Source organism: Alkalimonas sp., assembly GCF_020831925.1.
In the GTDB taxonomy this organism is placed as follows: Bacteria; Pseudomonadota; Gammaproteobacteria; order Enterobacterales; family Alteromonadaceae; genus Alkalimonas.
Map to the genome: position 1 here is coordinate 77,711 of NZ_JAFIFQ010000004.1, position 19,547 is coordinate 97,257.

Here is a 19,547-nt window from a genome sequence, read left to right on the forward strand (position 1 = left end):
CCAGGGTGCACCGGAGAGTACATTATGTGGCGCTGGTTGCTTCGTTTGCTTCTGCTGGTTTGCCTGCTGCTGGCTGGTTATGTCAGCTATGTGCTGCTGCGCTATGCCGATATTCCAGTGCAGCACCTGCTGAGCCAGCACCCCGATGGCCAGATCCAACAACTTATCGTCAAGGGCCAGCCACTGTTTTATCAGGATCAGGGGCAAGGCCAGCCCATCATTTTGCTGCATTCACACTTTTTCAGCATGCAGATGTGGCAGCCCTGGGCCGAGCCGCTGGCAGAGCATTACCGGGTGCTGCGTTTTGATCTCACTTCCCATGGCCTGACCGGGCCAGCGCTGGATAACGACTACAGCTTAGCGCGTGATATCGAATTATTGCATGGCTTTATTGAGCAACTGCAACTGGAAGATGTGGTGCTGGTGGGCAGCTCACTGGGCGGTAATATTGCCATCGGTTACAGTGCCCGTTATCCAGAGCAAGTGCGGGCACTGCTGCTGCAAAATTCCGGTGGTTTTCGTAAAGCCGACAGCCGGGGAGGTCGTGGCGAAGACTTGCCCCGCTTTGCCGATTACCTGCTGTATTTTTTGCCCCGCGCCGGCTACAACCGTTTTTTACAGTGGATGATGGCGGATGAAGCAACCATCAGCCCACAGTTGCAACGGCAATTTCACGATGGCTTTCGCCGCGCAGGCAATCGCAAGGCGGAGATGCAGCGCATTCGCCAGTTTCAGGAAGGCGGCGCTGCCGCGCAGTTGCAACAACTGACGTTGCCGGTGCTGATCCAATGGGGAGAGGCCAACCCACAGCTGCCCGTTGCCATGACCCAGTTATTTGTCGACAATCTGCCAAAAGCCAGCACAGTGCAGGTCATCACCTATCCGGATACTGGTCATGTGTTAGCGCTGGAGCGCCCGCAGCAAAGCCTGGCCGATGCGCTGCAATTTCTGCAGGAGTTACCATGAAGCCGCTCCTAACCTTGCCAGCGCTACTGAGTGCACTCCTTGTTCTCTTACTGAGCGCCTGCAGCAAAGCCCCTGAATTGCCAGTCGTATCAGAGTTTCCATTAAACCCGGAACAAGTAGCAACACTTTATGGCAGCCAGACCACCAGGCAGTCGCTGTTTGACAGCGGTGAGCAAAGGTTGAAGCTGGATGATCGGCACCTGAACATCCGTCTGCTGGCCCCGGCTAGCGCCGGTCAGTACCCGCTGATTGTCTTTTCGCACGGCAACTGGTCCAATCAACTGGAATACGATGCTCTGCTGCTGCATTGGGCCTCGCAAGGCTATGTGGTGCTAACGGTCAATCATCTGGATTGCTGTGGCATGGCCCGTGGCATTGTGGCAGCCTTGCGCTATGGCAATGTGCGCTTAATTGAGCAACGGGCCTGGGATCTGGCCATGCTGCTGAATCAACCGCAGCAGTTGGCATCCAGGCTGCCGGATGGCGTAACCGCCGATCAGAGCCGGGTGGCCCTGACCGGCCACTCCTTTGGTGCTTACACCGCACAGCTGTTTGCCGGTGCCACCTTGTTTGATAAGAAAATTCAGGCACAGCGCAGCGTGCCCTTGCAGCTGGCAGCGCCCGATGCTATCCGTGCCATTGTCGCCATTTCACCGCCAGGCCCAATGTTTACCGAGATTACCGAACACAGCTGGGATCACCTGCAAGGCCCGGTGCTGGTGACCACCGGCACCTGGGATGTTGAACCACGCTTTTTCCCGGATTATCGCTTGCATCTGATGTCGCACAAAAAAGCGGTGCCGGGCAGTCAATACGGTCTGGTGCTGGCCGGAGCCGATCACTATTTTGGGCGCTTGATTGGCCGCACCAACCGCAGAGAGCCAGCGCAACAGCACCAGTTTAGCTTGCTACTCTCAGTCAGCACGGCTTTTCTGGATGCCTATGTCAAAGACGAGGCCGAGGCACTGTATTTTTTGCAGAGCAACCAATTAACCGAACAAACCCAGGGCTTTGCTAGCCTGAGTATTCGTTAACTGCCCCATCGCTGGGGTTTGGATCAGGAAGAAGGGGGAGCCATGTCATTAAGCTACTTTTTTGCCAGCTATCTGCTGGTGCATCTGCTGTTGCTGGTGTTGTCTTTTCGCTGGCAACTGACAGGCCCTCGCAGCTGGTTGCTTCGGGCGATTTTAGTCGGCGTTATGTACGATAACACCATGCTGCTGCTCAGCAGCTGGTATGGCGGCGCTGCCTGGCTGGAGCCGCTGAACTACCCACGCTGGTGGCTGCATGGCCTTTTGCTGCCATTGCTGTCGCTTTTTACCTTGTCGCTGCTGCGCCAGGCCGGCGTCAGCATCGCCTACAGCCGCTGGTGTACCGGGCTTTTTGCTGTCGTGACGCTGGCCTGCCTGAGTTACGGCATCTGGTTCGATATCGTGCAGCTGCAACTTACCAGCCGGGTGTTTGAGGATCCAACAGGCTTGTTCCACAGCATGGAGCGCTTTAATGCCGTCGCAGCCTCACCACCGCTTGGCACCATTTTCACCAATATTTTTATCCTGCCCTGGGCCGTGGTGTTATGGCGCAAGACCGGCTGGAGCTGGCTGTTTGTCGGCTCCCTGACCATTTTTATTATCAACGCCGCCGGTGCCGCCCTCGCCTACGGTTTCCTGCTGGGCAATTTCGCCGAAATCCTGTTTTTGCTGGCGCTGTTAAAAACCGAGCAGCATTTTGGTACACCTAAAGCCGCCATAACGAAAAGCTAACAGCCCCCCTTTCCCACAACCCACTCAGTCCGCTCTACACCAAAGCGGGCTGAGTGGGATTTTTACTGCCTGCTCGTTTCTACTCGCAAGGACTGCAACTTATTGCATAAATTGCAGCTTGCCAGTTTCGAAGCCGTCATCTAACTTAATTTCGTAGCGGTTAAAAAACGACAAAAAGATCCTTCACTCTGCTCTTTGCATGATTTACCTCATGGCTTAATAGCAACAAGAGTGAATAAAACGAGGTGTTGGAGCGCACTGATGGCCAGTTAGTACATCCGCTGCAAGAGCCACAAGGAGATGAATCATGATTAACATTCCGGAAGGCTTCCACGAAAAGTGTGCATCCGCATTGATTCACAAAACGATTCGGAATATGCAGGATGAAAAATCCACAGAGGAACTACCCTTCGTTCAAGCTGTAACGCAAGGACTGGCTGATATCTGTGAAGGAAATACGGTGACACTGAATGAAGCAAAACAACAACTCGGTGTGATCTAAGCCCAGCTTGCCAGGCATAAAAAAGCCCCGGCACGAAGCCGGGGCAATAACCAGAGAACAACCAAGCTATCTGAATTTGTACGACAGGTTAATCCCTGCTGTTCTGCCCATTCTGGGCTCAACCACAAACTGCGGCTTACCATTCCACAGGTACTTACGGTAACCGCCGGATGGGGTGTCGTTATTGGTCAGGTTATTAACAAAGAGGCTCACCCGCAGCGACTCAGTTTCAAAACCTATGGTCAACCTGGCCGTGACCGCTGAAGGCAACTCCGTGCTATTGGTGGCATCCAGATATTGCTTGGAGCGGTAGCTGAACGACAGCTCGGAGAAGCTGTTCAGATTGCCCCAGTCACGGACATAATCGATGCTGGAGTTCAGCGTGACGCGGGAAGTCCGCGGCATGGTATTGCCGGAGATATCGCCATCCGACACCAAAGTACCCTCTGGTGGCAGCGTCATCTGCCCGACTACGCCAAAGAACGGTGGGCGGGTGCTGACCATCGTCAGTGTCTGACTAACCGGGTACTCGGTCGGGTTCATGCCCTGGGCTGCATAATCCAGAAAACCAAACTCCGGACCCAAACCACCGACTTTAACGGTGGCATCGTTGTAAGCCGCGGCAAAGTTCCAACCAAAGTTGTCGGTGATTTGCCAGCGACCATCGAGCTCCAGACCTTTGACTTCGGTTTTACCCAGGTTGGTGACGATCACCGCTGGTACTGCATTGGTATGGTTGCCCAGAGTCGAGAAATCACGTACCTGCTGCTTATCCCAATCGATGTAATAAGCCGCGATGTTAAAGCGCAGCCGGCTGTCAAATAGGAAAGATTTCATACCAACTTCATAGGTCCAGTTTTGCTCGGGATCGAAGGTCATTTCATCCCCTTCGGCAGAACCGTTCAAACCACCGGATTTAGCGCCCTTGGCCACGTTCAGATAATAAAGCGTGGTTTCGTTGGCATCCCAATCCAGCGTCACCCGCGGCGTGAAGTAGCTCCAGGATCCATCCATTTGCCCGGTTGGAAATAGCACGCCAGGCGCCCTGTTGTCGGTATGGTTGTTGGCATACTTGTCTTCCCGGGTCCAGCGTCCTTCCAACGACATGGTCCACTCATCACTCAGGTTAAAATCTACCGCACTAAACACCGACTTGGTGGTAGTTTCGTAGGAGGTGCCCTGCAGGGTAATCAGACCATTGTCTTCAAAACCAATACCAGCTGCATTGAAAATCATATTGGAGTAACTGTCGGTGCCCACCACGCCAAGAGTGGTCATCTGATCCAACTCTAACTTGCTGTAAAAAGCACCAAAGGCCCAGTCCATGCCATTGTGATTGCCAGCAAAGCGCAGCTCATGGCTGTATTCTTTACGATCGTCATTCGGCTGGCCACCTAAATCGTAACCACGAATGCCCATGTAAACAGTACCAAAGGACAGATTTTGCACCTGCAAGCCGGCTGGTGCATCCGGGAAGGCACTGGCTGGTGGCAGGTTCTGTGCCACAAAGGTTGGCAAGATGGTCATGCCGGCATGGTCTTTTAACTGACCTAGATTAATGGTGTAGTCGGTGCGGTTGTAGCCACCCAGGTAGGTGATGGAGAAGTTCTCCATATTGTGGTCAATCACCAAACTGGTGCGATCCACTTTGCGCTCAGTGCCGGTTGCTTCCGGTGCCACCCCGGTAAAACTGGAACGCCATAAATCGTTATCCACCACACCCAGGTATTTTTGCGGGTCGCCGGTAAACACCCAATCACCCAGCAGATCCCACTGGCCCGTTGCCGGGTTAAAGGTAATGTGGGTACCATTGACCAGCACACCAAACTCCTGCGCGGCATTGCGAATGCCAAAGCCACCATTGTGCTGCACATGAGCCGTGGCGCGCGGCGTTTCTTTGGTGTCGATGTGGGTATGAGACAGGCTGATGTTGGTATTATCGCCATCATAGACCAACCTTAACCGCGCCAGTTGATTGTCCATTTCTCCCAGTCGACGATTGTCAATGCGCTCCCCAGTAATGGTATTTACATTACGGATGGTAGAGCCGGTACTGCTGTCGCTTAAATCCAAGCGCGCTTTAAAGCGTTCGGTTAAAGCACCGCTCAGATACAAATGGGCATCATGCATGCCGTGCGTACCGGCCGAAGTATTGACACCAAACTCAAAGGTATCGGAAGGCGCCTTGGTGATGTAATTGATAGCACCGGCAAAGGCATTGCGACCATAGATGGCCGATTGTGGGCCACGGACCACTTCTACCCGTTGCAAACCGCCGTACGGCAGGAAGCTGGCATCCCGGCCAGAGGCATAGACCCCATCAATAAAAACCGCCACATTGGTTTCATCACCCACCAGGCCAGGCTGAGCCAGCCCGCGAATCACCGGTGAGCCGGATGCCATACCACCGATGGAGTCGTAGGTGACACCTGGGGTTGCTTCAATGATATCGTTGATATTGCGAATACCGGTCCGCTCCATCTGCTCACCACTGTAGGCGCTGACAGAGACCGGAATTTTGTTTAGTAACTCTTGGCGCAAACGCGCCGTAACGATAATGCGTTCTATCGGCTCTTTTGCTTCATCCTGCTCGGACTCAGCGGCCTCATTGGCAAACGTGGGTACAGACAGCATTAATGCGCTACCCAGTGCACTAAGCAGTATCGGATACCTTAACTTAAATGGTACCTGTTTCATCGGAACACCCTCCTGACTGCATTTTTTATAATGTATTTTTAGTGTTTCGTCTCTCGGCAGCCGATACTGCACTGGCATGCCACATTGATATAATGATATCATTATATATCATTTGTCAATGAGCAAAATTTGCGCAGCCAGATTTTTTGTTAAACCAATTTAAAAACAGTACCTTGTAATCATAAATATTTTTATTGCTCTAAGGAAATGACAGGATTTATTCCCAAAAACAGGAAGTCGACTCAGGTATTTTCAACCCTAGAATACCTGAGTTGCGGTGGCAAACTACCCTCTTTTGTGTTTTTTGCCATACTCAACAGACACACATTACAGGACAATCGCATGATGGCACTCGATACTTCGAAAGTTTCCATTAAAACCTCTCTGGCCGCCTGCTTTGGTCGCAATTTGTATGAGCAGCCAGGGGCCAATGAATTCCTGCAGGAGCTATCGCAATCTGCGCAGGAAGTTACCATTCAGCAAGGAAGTTACATCTTCAAAGAAGGCGATCCCAGCGATTACGTCTACATCGCTATCTCGGGTGCCATTATGCTGGAACGGACCTCACCGAAGGGCGCCCGCCATGTGTTTGCCTTTTTATTTACCGGCAACCTGCTCGGCCTATCGGAGTTTACCGTCTATTCGTTCAGCGCCGTGGCTTTGACCGGTGCCACCGTAGTGCGCATCAACAAACGCCTGATCCAGAATATTTTTGAGCGCCATCCCAAAATCGCCAAATGCTTCCACGATTTCACCACCCATGTGCTGCATTATGTGCTGGATCAGATGTACATCCTGGGCCAGAAAACCGCGCCACAGCGGCTGGCACATTTTTTACTGGATATGGATAGCCGGCTTGGCCGAGGCTCTGGCCAATTCTATTTGCCGATGAACCGGGTTGATATCGCCGATTATCTGGGCATGTCGCTGGAAACAACCAGCCGCAGCTTTAGCAATCTGAAAAAGCGCAAGCTGATTGAGATTGAGAGCAGCCATAAGATCATCATTGCCGAAAAAGCCAAGATGCAGGCTTTTATTGATGAGTAAGCCGTTGATAACCGGGCAAACGACAGCCGTATGCCCGGTTTTATCAGGCTTGCTTTTTCACCTGACTAATCAGCAGCAAAGCAATGGCCACCAGCACAATATAAATGATAAAGGCATTGTGATAACTGCCATAGATATCAAAAATTTTGCCAGTCAGGTAAATGCCTAAACCGCCGCCAATCGCATCCAAAATGGTAATGGTGCCAAGCAATCGCCCGGAGGCTTTTAGACCAAAGCTGTTGATGGCAGTAAGCTGCAACAGGGTGTAAAAACCGCCCCATGCCAGACCAATGATAAAAATCACCATCATCACTGTACCCGCGCCGGCAAATAGCAAGCCAATCAGCCCCAGAAACATCACCGACAAGTTACCGTACAGGATCATTCGCCCGGAGATCTTGTCTGCCAGCAGGCCAAACAGGAACTTACCGACCAACGCCGGAGTAAACAGCATGGCCAGGCCGGCCGATGCGCTTTGAATATCAAAACCGAGATCTTGCAAGTGCAACACCAAATTGGCCTGTAAACCCAGCAAGGTATAAAAAGTACACATGGCAATAATGGCAATAGCCCAGAAAGAGCGGGTTTTTAACGCTTCCCAGTAGCCAAGGCCATGGCTGGAAATATCGGCCTGACTATCCGTAGGACTAGCAACTACGCCATAGGGCAACAGCCCTCGCTGGGACGGCTTGTTGCGCACCAAAAAAAGCGCCAGCAAAAACAGCGAAGCCGGAATAAAAGCAGCCAACTGAAAGCCCTGTTGCCAGCTCATACCTGCTGCTAACCAGCTGCCGTACAAGGGGCCAAGCAGCGCGCCGCCTAGCGAGGTTCCTACCACCACAATGCCAATGGCGGTGCCGCGCAGCTTCACAAACCAGGTCGATACCAGTATGACTGCGACATTAAGGCCACAGGCCACCAACACCACCGCAAAGACGGCATGAACCATGTAGATTTGACGCAGATCGGTAATGTAGCCGTAGGCAAAGTAAGCCAACCCCAGGATGACCGAACCCACCATCATCAGGATACGTACCCCTACTTTGTCGATTAAAATACCAACCACAGGTGCCAACAAGCCGGCTAAGACCAAGGTGATCAGCTCGCGAAACTTCAGCTGCCCCCGGGTCCACTCCGGAAAGTCGGCCAGGATGGCGCTGTCAAAGGCGGTGATAGCGGTTAAGGTCATGCCGTTGGATATCAGTAAAGCAAAACAAGCGATCCAGACGGTGATCCAATGAAAGCGGGTTTGTTGTGGAAGGACTGTATCCTGTATCTGTAGTGTCGCCATTGAGAACTCCTGACCAAACCTGATTCAATTAGCAGGCTGTTTATGGTTGTTTTATGCACGAACTATGTATACCGAATTTGTCCGCACAAATCCCGCCGGTCGCCAGCGCTAGTTGATAAATATCAATTGGAAGTGGTTTCGTTTCGCAAAGGAGTGACGCCGATGCAGCAACTCAACCTGTTGCTGCATCGCAAGATAATGATATGTGTGAGTTAATGCACATAGGCAGGAACCGGCAACTCCCGTAAAAATGAGACTTCAAACTCTGCAACCCCCTGGCGATGAGGAATAATGGCTTGATAAGCCTCCGAATACCAAAAGTCTTTTGCTGCCTGTAAACAAGGGAATCTAGCCAGCACCATGCCACGAGATGCCGGCGGCTCCCCTTCCATCTGAGCCACGGCCGGACTAAATGCCAGGTGGTATGCCTGATGCTGTTGATACAATCCGCTCTCAGCCAAAGCGCTTACATAGCGACCAAAGCCTGCCCGATCAAAAATCTCACCATAAACCACCATAATCACCGGCTCATTGCATTGTTGCTGACCGACCGGTCGAAACTGATACCCACCGGCTGCTGGGCCCCACACCAAGTCGCCATTGGCGCTAAAACCACGGTCCCAGTTAACGAAGCCATCGGCGCTCACCTGAGTTTGCGATATCATGTAGCTGGCGCCGCGATGACTATTGCGACACTGTTGGCCCTGAGTCGCACCTTCAAAACGCTGCGCGCCGGTTTTTACCAGATAGACGGTACATCCCACCACTGGCTGCAAGTCTTCCGGCTTTAAAGCGGCAAAACGCTCCGGCTGTTGCCAGGCTCCCATAAAGGCTTCTTGCTCCGGCAATAAAAAACCATCGGCCTGAATGCTGCCGTCTGCTGCTAATTGAAAGCGGGTAATGCGCTGACGATAAGGGCGCTCTGCATCCGGTGCCCAGTTTTCTGCATAGGTCCAACGTACCTTGCTATCTCCAGGCCAGATTTCGGTAATGTGCCAAGTGATATCTGCATAGCGATCATCTCTGGCCGCTTGCTGGCTGGTATCAAAACTACCAACGGCCAGCTCAAGATACTGTTGCAACAGATCGCTGGCATGCACAGGCTTAACCAACAAGATGGCCGCCAACAGACCGTAACTTAGTACTTTCATCCATAATTCCTTAAATGCATCGGATAGAGGGCCGATGGTTTGAGTGGTGGCAAAATCCTAAACAGGCCCGCCAACAACCCCATTGATTTTTATCAATCGCACTGTACTTTTTCCGGAAAAACCCCTCCGGTGCAAATGCAGGGACAGACTGAGCCTTATCGGATTGCTTTTTATCAACTCAATTGCTAGCTTAGCAGAGCAATTCATGCAAAATACCCACTTAACGGATTGATGACGACTGCCCATGACGATTGACACCTCTAAAGTATCGATAAAAACCTCACTGGCATCCTGCTTTGGCCGCAACTTTCAGGAGCTGGAAGGTGCGAACAGTTTTTTGGAGGAACTTTCCAAGCACGCGCAGGAAATCCACATCAATGAAAACTGCTACATTTTCAAAGAAAAAGATCCCAGCGACTACATCTACATCCCGATTTCAGGGGTCATTATGCTGGAGCGCTCCACTTCCAAAGGCTCGCGCCATGTGTTTGCCTTTCTTTTTACCGGCAACCTGCTGGGCTTGTCTGAGTTTTCGTTCTATACCTTTAGTGCCCGGGCGCTGAGCAACGGTACCATTGTTAAAATCAACAAACAGCTGATCCAAAGTATTTTTGAACGCTATCCGGCCATTGCCAAACGTTTTCACGAATTTACCAATCATGTGCTCAATTACATTCTTGATCAGCTGTTTATTATGGGGCAAAAGTCTGCTCATCAAAGACTGGCCCATTTTCTGCTGGATATGTCGAACCGCATCGGCCATGGTACCAATAAGTTTTACCTGCCGATGAGCCGCCAGGATATTGCCGATTACCTGGGGATGTCGCTGGAAACCGCCAGCAGAGGCTTCAGCAGCCTGAAAAAGAAAGGCATGATTAGCATTCAAAACAACTATCGAATCACGATTTTGGACGAAGCAGCGCTCCATCGCTTTGCCGATGATTAATCTAAAGTTTCTTGGTGGATGAGGGGGTTAGCACATTGATGTAACGGTATCGATGTGCCGGGTAAATGCTCTCTGCAAGCAACACCAATTCGCCTTGTTTCGAGTAGTACTTTCGCACCACCTTCATCGCAGCTGACTGCGCCCTGTCATTCAGTTTTGTTGCCATCTCACAGGTCAGAAGGCAGGCGGTAAACTCTTGCTCTACCCGACCAATATTCGCACTACTTAGCAAATGCATCATTTGCCTGAGCGCGGCTTTCTTATCCAGGCTCTGTGCCAGCACCTCAGGGTGATAGCGAAACTGTTGAATGCTGGAATAGCAGATAGGCTTTTTATCATGCACTTCGGAGCGAATACCAGCCAGGTAGATGTAGTTCATAGGGCTTAACAGCTTTAAACGCGCCATCTCGTCCTTATCGGTCGACAGTAGCTGACAGACATCGATGTTAAAACGTGTTTGCTGGCCAAACTCCAGCAGCTCCTGTACCGACTGAGTGAATTGATTAATTTGCTCCGGCAGACTGCTGCGGATAACCCGGGTGCCGGCCCCTTGCCGGCGTTCGACCACCCCAATGCGTTCAATGTAGCGTAAACCTTCGCGCGCAGTATGACGACTGATCCCATGCTGCGCGCAAAGCTCTTTCTCGGTGGGCAGTAAAGAGCCTAACGGATAGTGCCCCTGCAGAATCTGCTGCAAAAGCAACTCACCTAACTCAATGTACTTGGCCTGCTTACTATGCATCCGTTGCTTTCCTTAGCTGCCTCAGGCTTTAAACCACCAGGGGGAAGGAACACCCGTATTGCGGATGAATGATTTTTTACGAATAAAACGACGTATAGATTCAGCGCCCATTCTGGAGCCTCCCATACCAGAGCATTGAAAGGATTGCTTTTCTGCCTCATGCACAAAACCCGTTAAAGACGCATCATTGATACTGATACCCCCGGCTTTCAGGGTTGCCGAAATCCGATACGCATTCGCCAGATCCTGGCTAAAGACGGCAGCGGATAAGCCGTACTTTGAGTCATTGGCCAGCCGCACAGCCTCGTCATTGGATTGCACCCGCTGCACCACCACAATAGCTGCAAAGGTTTCTTCCGTCACAATCTGCATGTTATTGCTAACCTGGTCCAATACCGTTGGCTCACAATAAAAACCGCCGCCTAGTTCCAGCACCTGCCCCCCACACAGCGCCCGGGCACCTTTTTCAAAGGCATCATCGAGCTGCTGGCGAATAACAGCGACCTGTTTATCCGAGATTACAGGCCCTATTTCACCGACCCGGATATCCGGGTAGTTGTGTCGTAATTTCTTTACTTTTTCTACCAAACGGCTGATAAATGCATCCGCAATACATTCATGCACATAGATACGCTCCAGGCTCATACAGGACTGTCCGGCATTCACCATACTCCCCCAGCACAAAGCACTGGTGGCCACTTCAATGTCCGCGTCATCGCAGACGATTGCGGCATCCTTACCACCAAGCTCTAAAAAAGCCGGGATAAACTGCTGGGCACACAACTCCCCGACTCGCCGCCCCGTGGCCACACTGCCGGTAAAACACAAGGTATCGACATGCTGAATCACTGCCTGCCCGGTTTCACCGGCTCCCGTCACTATTTGCAAAACCGCAGCTAGCGCAGGCGTCGCCCGAATGGCCTCTTGCAAAGGTGCCACAAAACGCGAGGTCACTTCACTGGGCTTAATCACTACCGCACAACCGGCCAAAAGTGCAGGAATAGCATCGACCAGGGACAACAGCAACGGAAAGTTCCACGGGCTAATCACACCGACCACTTCAAAGGGAAGGTAGCTGGGTTGGATCTCTAAAAATGGGATCTGCGCTTTTCTCGGCGGGGCCTCGGCCAACAGCTCAGGCGCATCTTTGCACCAGCGCTGAATGGTGCTGATAGTCACATCCACCTCGAGCTCAGACTCACTCCAGCGGCCTGTGTCTTCAGCAACAGCTGCAACCAATGCCTCCCTGTGCACAGCCAATTGCTCTGCAAAGTCCTGCATGGCCTTAACCCGTGCGGCCATACCGAGCTGCCACCACAAAGGTTGCGAGGCTCTTAAGTTCGCCGCCAGATGAGCCACCTCATCAAGCGATACCTCGTTTAAGTTAAAATCTAAACGGCCGGTTCTTGGGTTACGGATCTTCATTTTACGACTACTCCGCCAGGCTTAATAATGCCAGAAGCTTGCAAAGAACGAATCACCTCCAACTGGGTAGATTCAAAGTGGGATCGATTCACCGGGATTACCTGCTGTTGTTCATTCAGCATCGTATTGGCTGGATACACACTTTGCTGATAACTGGGAGCAAAGAGTTCATTTCTTTGCCTGGAAAGCAGGTTGGACATGCCTGGCTTGGCGCGGTAGCGACGCAGCAGCTCCATATCCAGCTCGGCATGAGCCACCATGGTTTCGCCGTTTGCAGCCTCGGCCAGCACCCGGCCCTTCATATCAATAATTTTTGACATGCCATCCGACGATTCTTGCGGCAGCTGAATACCGGAAAAGCCACCGCTATTGGCAGAAACCAAGTAGGCCATGCTTTCAATGGCTCTGGCACGCTTGGCAATATCTTTGGGCGTCAGGCCCGGCGCTGCGATTTCGGAAGTACTGTGCAGCAATACCTCAGCCCCCTTCATCGCCAGGCAGCGAGCAATTTCAGGGTACAGGATCTCTTCTGAGGCAATGGCCGCAAGACAACCGAGCTCGGTCTGTGCAACAGGGAACAGACCGTCATAGCCGTAAAGTTCAAGGTATCTATCCAGCACATCATGCGGTGTAGGCGCAAACATTGAAATCAACCGCCGATAACGCAGTACCACATCCCCCGAAGGGTTCATCAAAAATGAGCACTGGAAATACAGTTCAGGGAAATGAGGATCAACTTCGTAGACGTTACCGGATAAATACAGTTTATTTTCCTGCGCAATAACCGAAAGCCGGTCATACTCCGGGCCATCCATCGCAAGTACAGCCTTGGCTTGCCATTCTTCCATCGATTCAAAGGTAGGAAAGCCGGTCAGAAAATACTCGGGCAGAACGACCAGGCGAACATCATCACCGGTCAAAGTGCGAATAAACCCTTTACTGGCACGAACCTGCTGTTGCACCCGTTCCAGGTTGTGCATGATCTGCACCCTTGCGTCATCTACCCCAAGTGCATTTACAGCAAAACATTTTGTCTGCAACGCCAGAGCCGTGTATGCGTTCATTTGATATTCCCGTTTAAGCCATGAACCAACATGACATGAAAATGCCCGGTGCCGTCACGTAAAGCAATGAGTCGTTGGTAAGTATCAGACTGCCAAAATGCTCGGATTGCAGCTTCATCCGGCCAGCGTGAAATCACCACACTCGCTGGCTTATGCTGCCCTTCCAGCAGTTCATGCTGGTTATCCATCGCGATGTATTCACCACCGTAAGCACGCACCAAAGCGGGTACCTGACTGGTGTATGCTTTAAATCGCTCCCAATCTGTTACATCCGCCTGAATCACCATATAGGCTGCCATCGGAATACCTCACTGCGTGTATTGTGCATCTTAGTTCAAGACTGCTGAATTATAGGGGCCGAGTAAAGCCTGATTTTCATCCTGGCTGATATTTGTCAATTCAATCGGATAAATACCCAAAAAAAAGCCGCTTTGCAGCGGCAATGTGGGCAAAAAAAGCAACACATCAACAGCTTAGAATGGCTTAACAGCGCCAAAGAATGCGGTGGTTAAGATACCAATCCAGTAAATGTATGCCAGGCGGCGACCAAAGCGAATGGACTCTTCCAGCCGGTTTTCCACCTCTGGGTTGTTGCCATCAACAGCCAGCTTCCGGAACATCACTGTCCACTCACGCATAATGAAGCGCAGCAGTAAGCCAATCACCAGCAGGCCAGAGAAAATCAACATTTTGATGGCGAACCACTTCTGGCCATCACCGGCTGAGAATGGCCCATACCCCAATAACGAGGCGATACTGGCAATCGCCAATGCCGGGATCACGAAGTAGCGAATGGCTTCATCCAGCTTTGTCAGCACAAGGCCCCGGTCGGTTTCACGATAGATAAAGGCTGCCCAACACAAGGCTAACCAACCAAAAAAGAAGAGCCACATACCGGTTAACCAGGCACCAGCATAGGGCTGAACGCCCCAGAGATATCCCATGTGCATGCCGAGCGGGAATAGCATTATAATTCCGGTCCGGGCTAGAATATCAATGCGATACGCCGTTTCCATATGCCGCTTACGCTCCGGCATAGGCAGTTTGCGGTTGACTACATGGTAAGACGTTTGAAACACACCCCACTCGCCCCCCAGCCAATACACCATGGCCACTATATGAAACCATCGTAAGATGGGTAGTTCATACATGCTGATAAATTCCATACCAATCACCTTTGTTTGTTTTTACCAGCAAAGCTTAGGAGTGGAACTTTTTTCCATCATTGACAGATATCAATCACTGACCATATCCATTTCTGCGTTAAGGTTTTCATGAGGTACCTCGATAAACCACAGCCTCGATTGCCAATTGTCAATGGCATAACTGTGGTTGTTGTTAGCATCAATAACATGCTAACTCCATTAGGTAACTCGCTATGAAATTAAAAGAACGCATGCCTTTGCTGTCTCGTCATGAAGGGGTCTGGGAAGGCTATTACCGCTACTACAGCCCTGACGGTGAGAAAATAGATGAGCACCGCTCCAGGCTTTTGTGCCGTTTCCCATCAGATGACGTCTACCATCAGACCAACTTTTATTATTGGCCTGATGGGCGCAAAGAAGTGCGCGATTTTCCGACCAGAATAGAAAACAATAAAATTATTTTTTATACCGAAGTACAGGGCTGGGCAGCCGAAGTGCCACTGGATGATTTTCACCGCACCGTCATGCTGTACTGGGTGCGAACCAATGAAGAGGATTTACACCTGTATGAAATGATTCAACTGTCTGATTGCAGCAAGTATCGCTCACGGGTATGGCAATGGTTCAAAGCTGGCAAGCTACTGCAGCGCACATTGATTGACGAGCAGTTTATCAGCAACGATTGGGCCAGCTACGAAAACATCGACAGCAGCTTTGATCAGGTTGCTCAATTTTAAGTGTCACGGGAGTCACCAGCTATGACCTTTAAAATTGCTGCTTTTCAGGAAGCTATTGCCATTGTGAACGATTTTGGGCCTCTGATAACCTTGCTCTGTGAACATGGCGGCTGGCAAGAAATTCACCGGGGCCCCCTCTCAAGCAGTCTGCTTCAAGCCTGGCAACTATCGACAGAAACTGAAGCGGCAGAAGTTGTTTTGGCAAACCCAGGGATTAATAGTGGTTACCTGCGACTGATCCGTTTCACTCATCTGTCCCAAACCGTGATGCGGGCCAACGATCAAAGTTGGGATTATGGTGGCACTTTTGATTTCAACCTGAGAATAGCATCCATGGATGCATTGCAGCCAAAGCTGTCAAAGCTTGGTTGGCGCGGTGCATCCGAGCCTGTCGAGTTTTTCCTGGGTAGCTCCCGGGTCAAGGAATGGCTGGCAGTCAATCAAAACCATGTTCGTTTTGCTTTTATTGAGCGGGTGTCTCCGCCACTGCATGGCTGGGAGCATATGCAGCCTATCAGCCAGATATTTAACTCCAGCCAAATCGTGCAGGACTTTACTAAAAGTATGGCATTTTATCAGGATGTGCTTGGTTTTCAGTGTGTGGTACAAAGTGGCAACCTGACCGAGCAGCCTGGTGCGAATGTGCTCGGCATTCCTTTCGAGCGCGCTCATACCGAACCGTATCAACTGGCCATTCTGCAACCAGATGGCGAAATGCGGGGTTCCATTGAGTTGGTTTGCTTTGCTGCCAGTAAGGGCAAGGATTATAGCCAGGATAATACCCCACCTAACCTGGGTATGCTGGGCGTGCGCTTCCCGGTTGAAGGCATTGTTGAGCTAGCAGCACACCTTCAAACCCACCAGGTACCTTTGCCTGTGCCACTAACCGAACTGGACCTGCCACCATATGGCCGTGTTCAGCTACTGGCGGCTAAGACACCGGATGGCGCCTGGTTGGAGTTTTACCAGCCATGCATTTAATATCTTTGCAGATAAATGGAGTCCATGATGATACAGCCTAACCCGGCCGAAAAACTGACCGCTCTGATAGAAGAGCTCGGCACAGTTCTTTCACCCCAGTCGATTCAAAGCGACTTAGCCAGCCGTACCCTGATGTCGCAGGATGTTTTTTGTAAAAAAGAGCCGGCCGCTTTCGTGGTACAACCTGAAACAGTTAAACAACTGATTACTTTGGTACAAATAAGCACAAAGCATGGCTTTGCTGTACTGCCCCGCGGGGGTGGCATGTCCTACACCCAAGGCTATGTGCCGGTGCAGCAAAACTCAGTCATTGTGGATATGTCGGCGCTTGATCAGATCCTTGAAATCAATACTGACGATATGTACGTCACAGTGCAATGCGGTTGCAGTTGGGAAAAGCTGCATAAAGCATTAGCAGGAAGCGGATTTCGGACGCCTTTCTGGGGGACTTTATCGGGCCGCTTTGCCACTGTCGGCGGCGGGCTATCACAAAACTCCATTTTTTGGGGCTCAGGGCAGCATGGCTTTGCGGTTGACTCCGTGTTGTCCGTGGAAGTCGTGCTTGCGAATGGCCATGTTATTCGCACTGGCTCAGCGGGCCAATTGCATGCCAGCCCTTTTGCCCGACACTTTGGCCCGGATTTAACCGGATTGTTTTGCTGCGATAATTCCGCGCTCGGCATCAAGGCGACAGCTACACTGCGGTTAATTCCGGAGCTAAAATTTCATGATGGCTTGTCATTTAGTGCTACCAGTTTTGCCGCGCTGAGCCATCTAATGAGTGAAGCATCACGACAGGGGCTGATTAGTGAGTGTTTTGGTTTTGATCCCTTTTTACAGGCCCAGCGCATGCAAAGGGAAAGCCTGGGAAAAGATGTAAAATCGCTGCTCGGCGTGATGAAATCTGCTGGCAGTCTAGGCAAAGCCATTAAATCAGGGACAAAGGTTGCGCTGGCAGGCAGAAACTTTGTTCAGGCAGAAAGCTGGTCGGCACATTTCATGGTTGAAGACAGAACCGAGGCCGGGATACAGCATAAGCTGCAAGCCATCAAAGCGATTGCCAGCAAGCTGGATGTCAAAGCGATAGAAAACAGCATTCCAAAAATTCTACGGGCCAACCCCTTTGGCCCGGTCAATAACATGATAGGTCCGCAGGGTGAGCGCTGGGTACCTGTTCATGCAGTTGTTCCTCACTCCCAAACACAGCAGGCTTATCAAATCACCGAGCAAGTATTTTCAGAGAACCATGATCTCATAGAGAAGTTTTCTATTGGCATCGGTTATCTGGTGGCGACCGTGTCCAGCACGGCCTTTGTGCTTGAGCCGGTATTTTTCTGGCCAGATGAATTAAATGAGCTACACAAGCATGCAGTTGAAGCAAGTCATCTGAAGCGCCTTAAAGGATTTGCTGCCAATCCGGAAGCAACAAAGGCTATTGAAAAGATCCGGGCAGACTTGGTATTGGCATACAGCCAGCAAGGCTTTATTCATATGCAAATAGGCAAGTCTTATCGCTTCAAAGAAGGCCTGGCAGCTGAGAACTTTGAGTTGCTCAGAGCCATTAAAAGTTACCTCGATCCAACCAACAGCATGAACCCGGGCTGCCTTGGTTTCTAAACCTGTGGTGGTGCCTCTGGCTGGAGCACCACCTTGCAACCATCGTCGTACAGCAGCTATTTATCGCATTTACTCAGTAGGACCGGCCTGTTTGATAAAAATCAATTCTTGTTCGGTCCACGCTGCTTTATAACAAGAACAACTATCCATGAACCGAAGGACCCATTTGATGTTGACCACCGAAGTTCAGCCGCCAATGACCCAACAACGTACCCGTAAACATTGGTTGATGGTTTTTATTGCCATGATCAGTCTGATGGTGTCCAACGGCATGATTTTTACCGGCATCACAGCCTTCGACAGCTCCATCCTGGCTGAGTTTCCAGAGTGGTCCCGTGCCGATCTAAAGCTGCGTGAGTTAATTACGTTGATTTTATTGGGCTTGCTGGCTCCATTCATTGGCATTTTTATTGATCGGCTGGGTGTACGCGTCTTGATGATCGTGGGCTGCCTGGTGCTTATCCCAAGCTACTTTGCCTATGGCTACGTCACAAGCTTACTGCATATTTATATTATTCATGGCTTTTTTGCGCTGGTGATGGTGTCCTGCGGCTTAAATGTGGGTGTGATTCTGGTCTCGAACTGGTTTGTTAAAAACCGGGGTACCGCGATTGGCATTACCATCGTAGGAACTTCATTAGGTGGTGCTTTGCTTGCCCCATTGTTTGGCAGCTGGATGGCCGCTGGCATGGACTGGCGCCAGGGATTTCAGCTGGCTTCCATTATTCCCACCTTCCTTCTGTTGCTGGCTATTTTTCTGGTGAAAAGCAAACCTGCCGAAGCTGGCCTGGTTCCTTTTGGCTATCAGCAACAAGCAAACACCCAGTCGCATGATATTTCTAAACATGGTTTAAGCTACGTCGAAGCACTTAAAACCCGCTCTTTCTGGGCCATTACCTTTATTGCGATGTGCACTTTTTACATTCTGATGGGGCTTCAGGCCAACCTGGTGCTGCACTTGCAAGACATTGGTTTTGATATCCAGGCTGCAGCAGCTGGCCTTAGCATGTTATTTATTCCAGCCTTGATTGGTAAGTTTCTGTTTGGACTTTTTGCCGATAAATTCCATGGCAAAAAAATCCTCTATGCCAACTTATTGCTGATGTTTATTGGTTTGTTGGGGTTACTGTTCAGCAGTGCTGCAAGTGTTTTGACGGCGGTGGTTATTATCGGCTTTGCCTGGGGTGGCTTTTATACCCTGCTGCAATTAAATGCCGTGAATAACTTTGGGTTAAAAGCATCGGGTAAGATCCTTGGCACCATTACCGTGCTGGATGCGCTTGGTGGTGGCTTGGGTATTTACCTGACAGGCCTGATCTTTGATATCTACGGCAGTTATCATCATGCCTTTGTCATTTATATTGTCTTGTGTGCCATTGCGCTGGTTTTAATCAGTCAGGTGAAAAAGCACGTTTAAGTTAGGCTTTAAACTCTGCCGCCCCATCAAAAAAGCTCTGGTAAACCAGAGCTTTT

Annotated in this window: 18 protein-coding genes; 10 read left to right on the plus strand and 8 right to left on the minus strand. The window is 50.8% G+C overall.

Features of this window, described 5'->3' with window-relative positions; all coding sequences use genetic code 11:
- Positions 1–24 precede the first annotated feature (24 nt).
- The 4 genes from JJU14_RS02640 to JJU14_RS02655 all read left to right on the plus strand — a co-directional run bounded on the left by JJU14_RS02640 (position 25) and on the right by JJU14_RS02655 (position 3,231).
- A complete protein-coding gene (locus tag JJU14_RS02640; protein ID WP_228611051.1) occupies positions 25–966 on the plus strand; it encodes an alpha/beta hydrolase in 942 nt (313 codons plus the stop codon).
- Positions 963–2,000, plus strand: a complete 1,038-nt coding sequence (locus JJU14_RS02645) for a hypothetical protein (protein ID WP_228611052.1) — start codon at positions 963–965, stop codon at positions 1,998–2,000. Before JJU14_RS02640 ends, JJU14_RS02645 begins: the two co-directional genes overlap by 4 nt.
- Before the next feature lie 42 nt (positions 2,001–2,042).
- Complete coding sequence (locus tag JJU14_RS02650; RefSeq protein WP_228611053.1) at positions 2,043–2,729, plus strand: hypothetical protein; 687 nt, start codon at positions 2,043–2,045, stop codon at positions 2,727–2,729.
- A 307-nt stretch (positions 2,730–3,036) separates the two neighbouring features.
- Positions 3,037–3,231 carry a hypothetical protein gene (locus JJU14_RS02655; RefSeq protein WP_228611054.1) on the plus strand — a complete coding sequence of 65 codons (195 nt, stop codon included), beginning with the start codon at positions 3,037–3,039 and terminating at the stop codon, positions 3,229–3,231.
- A gap of 66 nt (positions 3,232–3,297) precedes the next feature.
- Here the strand turns inward: JJU14_RS02655 and JJU14_RS02660 are convergent, their stop codons facing one another.
- Positions 3,298–5,928 (minus strand): TonB-dependent receptor, encoded by a 2,631-nt coding sequence (locus JJU14_RS02660; RefSeq protein ID WP_228611055.1) that lies wholly within the window; start codon positions 5,926–5,928, stop codon positions 3,298–3,300.
- A 342-nt stretch (positions 5,929–6,270) separates the two neighbouring features.
- Here JJU14_RS02660 and JJU14_RS02665 point away from each other — a divergent pair, with 342 nt between their 5' ends.
- Complete coding sequence (locus tag JJU14_RS02665) at positions 6,271–6,975, plus strand: helix-turn-helix domain-containing protein (protein ID WP_228611056.1); 705 nt, start codon at positions 6,271–6,273, stop codon at positions 6,973–6,975.
- Positions 6,976–7,018: 43 nt separating this feature from the next.
- Here JJU14_RS02665 and JJU14_RS02670 read toward each other — a convergent pair whose 3' ends face one another.
- Together JJU14_RS02670 and JJU14_RS02675 are read right to left on the minus strand one after the other, a co-directional pair.
- Positions 7,019–8,266: an MFS transporter gene (locus JJU14_RS02670; protein ID WP_228611057.1), complete on the minus strand. Its 1,248-nt coding sequence runs from the start codon at positions 8,264–8,266 to the stop codon at positions 7,019–7,021.
- 212 nt (positions 8,267–8,478) lie between these two features.
- Positions 8,479–9,417 carry a CpcT/CpeT family chromophore lyase gene (locus JJU14_RS02675; protein WP_228611058.1) on the minus strand — a complete coding sequence of 313 codons (939 nt, stop codon included), beginning with the start codon at positions 9,415–9,417 and terminating at the stop codon, positions 8,479–8,481.
- A 244-nt stretch (positions 9,418–9,661) separates the two neighbouring features.
- Between JJU14_RS02675 and JJU14_RS02680 the strand changes: the two genes are divergently transcribed.
- Complete coding sequence (locus JJU14_RS02680) at positions 9,662–10,363, plus strand: Crp/Fnr family transcriptional regulator (protein WP_228611059.1); 702 nt, start codon at positions 9,662–9,664, stop codon at positions 10,361–10,363.
- A 1-nt stretch (position 10,364) separates the two neighbouring features.
- Here the strand turns inward: JJU14_RS02680 and JJU14_RS02685 are convergent, their stop codons facing one another.
- The 5 genes from JJU14_RS02685 to JJU14_RS02705 form a co-directional block, all read right to left on the minus strand.
- Positions 10,365–11,105 (minus strand): GntR family transcriptional regulator, encoded by a 741-nt coding sequence (locus JJU14_RS02685; RefSeq protein WP_228611060.1) that lies wholly within the window; start codon positions 11,103–11,105, stop codon positions 10,365–10,367.
- A gap of 21 nt (positions 11,106–11,126) precedes the next feature.
- Positions 11,127–12,530: an aldehyde dehydrogenase family protein gene (locus tag JJU14_RS02690; protein ID WP_228611061.1), complete on the minus strand. Its 1,404-nt coding sequence runs from the start codon at positions 12,528–12,530 to the stop codon at positions 11,127–11,129.
- The gene (locus JJU14_RS02695) at positions 12,527–13,594 is read right to left on the minus strand and encodes a nitrilase-related carbon-nitrogen hydrolase (protein WP_228611062.1); all 1,068 of its coding nucleotides are present in this window, start codon (positions 13,592–13,594) and stop codon (positions 12,527–12,529) included. The genes JJU14_RS02690 and JJU14_RS02695 overlap by 4 nt, the downstream gene beginning before the upstream one ends.
- A complete protein-coding gene (locus tag JJU14_RS02700) occupies positions 13,591–13,893 on the minus strand; it encodes a DUF1330 domain-containing protein (RefSeq protein WP_228611063.1) in 303 nt (100 codons plus the stop codon). Before JJU14_RS02700 ends, JJU14_RS02695 begins: the two co-directional genes overlap by 4 nt.
- A gap of 174 nt (positions 13,894–14,067) precedes the next feature.
- The gene (locus tag JJU14_RS02705) at positions 14,068–14,760 is read right to left on the minus strand and encodes a hypothetical protein (RefSeq protein WP_228611064.1); all 693 of its coding nucleotides are present in this window, start codon (positions 14,758–14,760) and stop codon (positions 14,068–14,070) included.
- Between the two features lie 212 nt (positions 14,761–14,972).
- On the opposite strand from JJU14_RS02705, the gene JJU14_RS02710 reads away from it, so the two are divergent.
- From JJU14_RS02710 to JJU14_RS02725, 4 genes are all read left to right on the plus strand, one after another.
- Positions 14,973–15,476, plus strand: a complete 504-nt coding sequence (locus JJU14_RS02710) for a DUF3598 family protein (RefSeq protein ID WP_228611065.1) — start codon at positions 14,973–14,975, stop codon at positions 15,474–15,476.
- A 21-nt stretch (positions 15,477–15,497) separates the two neighbouring features.
- Positions 15,498–16,457 carry a VOC family protein gene (locus JJU14_RS02715; RefSeq protein WP_228611066.1) on the plus strand — a complete coding sequence of 320 codons (960 nt, stop codon included), beginning with the start codon at positions 15,498–15,500 and terminating at the stop codon, positions 16,455–16,457.
- A 27-nt stretch (positions 16,458–16,484) separates the two neighbouring features.
- Entirely contained in the window at positions 16,485–18,074 is a 1,590-nt protein-coding gene (locus tag JJU14_RS02720) for an FAD-binding oxidoreductase (RefSeq protein ID WP_228611067.1), read from the plus strand.
- A 169-nt stretch (positions 18,075–18,243) separates the two neighbouring features.
- On the plus strand, positions 18,244–19,491 hold the full coding sequence (locus tag JJU14_RS02725; protein WP_228611068.1) for an MFS transporter: 1,248 nt from the start codon (positions 18,244–18,246) through the stop codon (positions 19,489–19,491).
- The last annotated feature ends 56 nt before the right edge of the window (positions 19,492–19,547 follow it).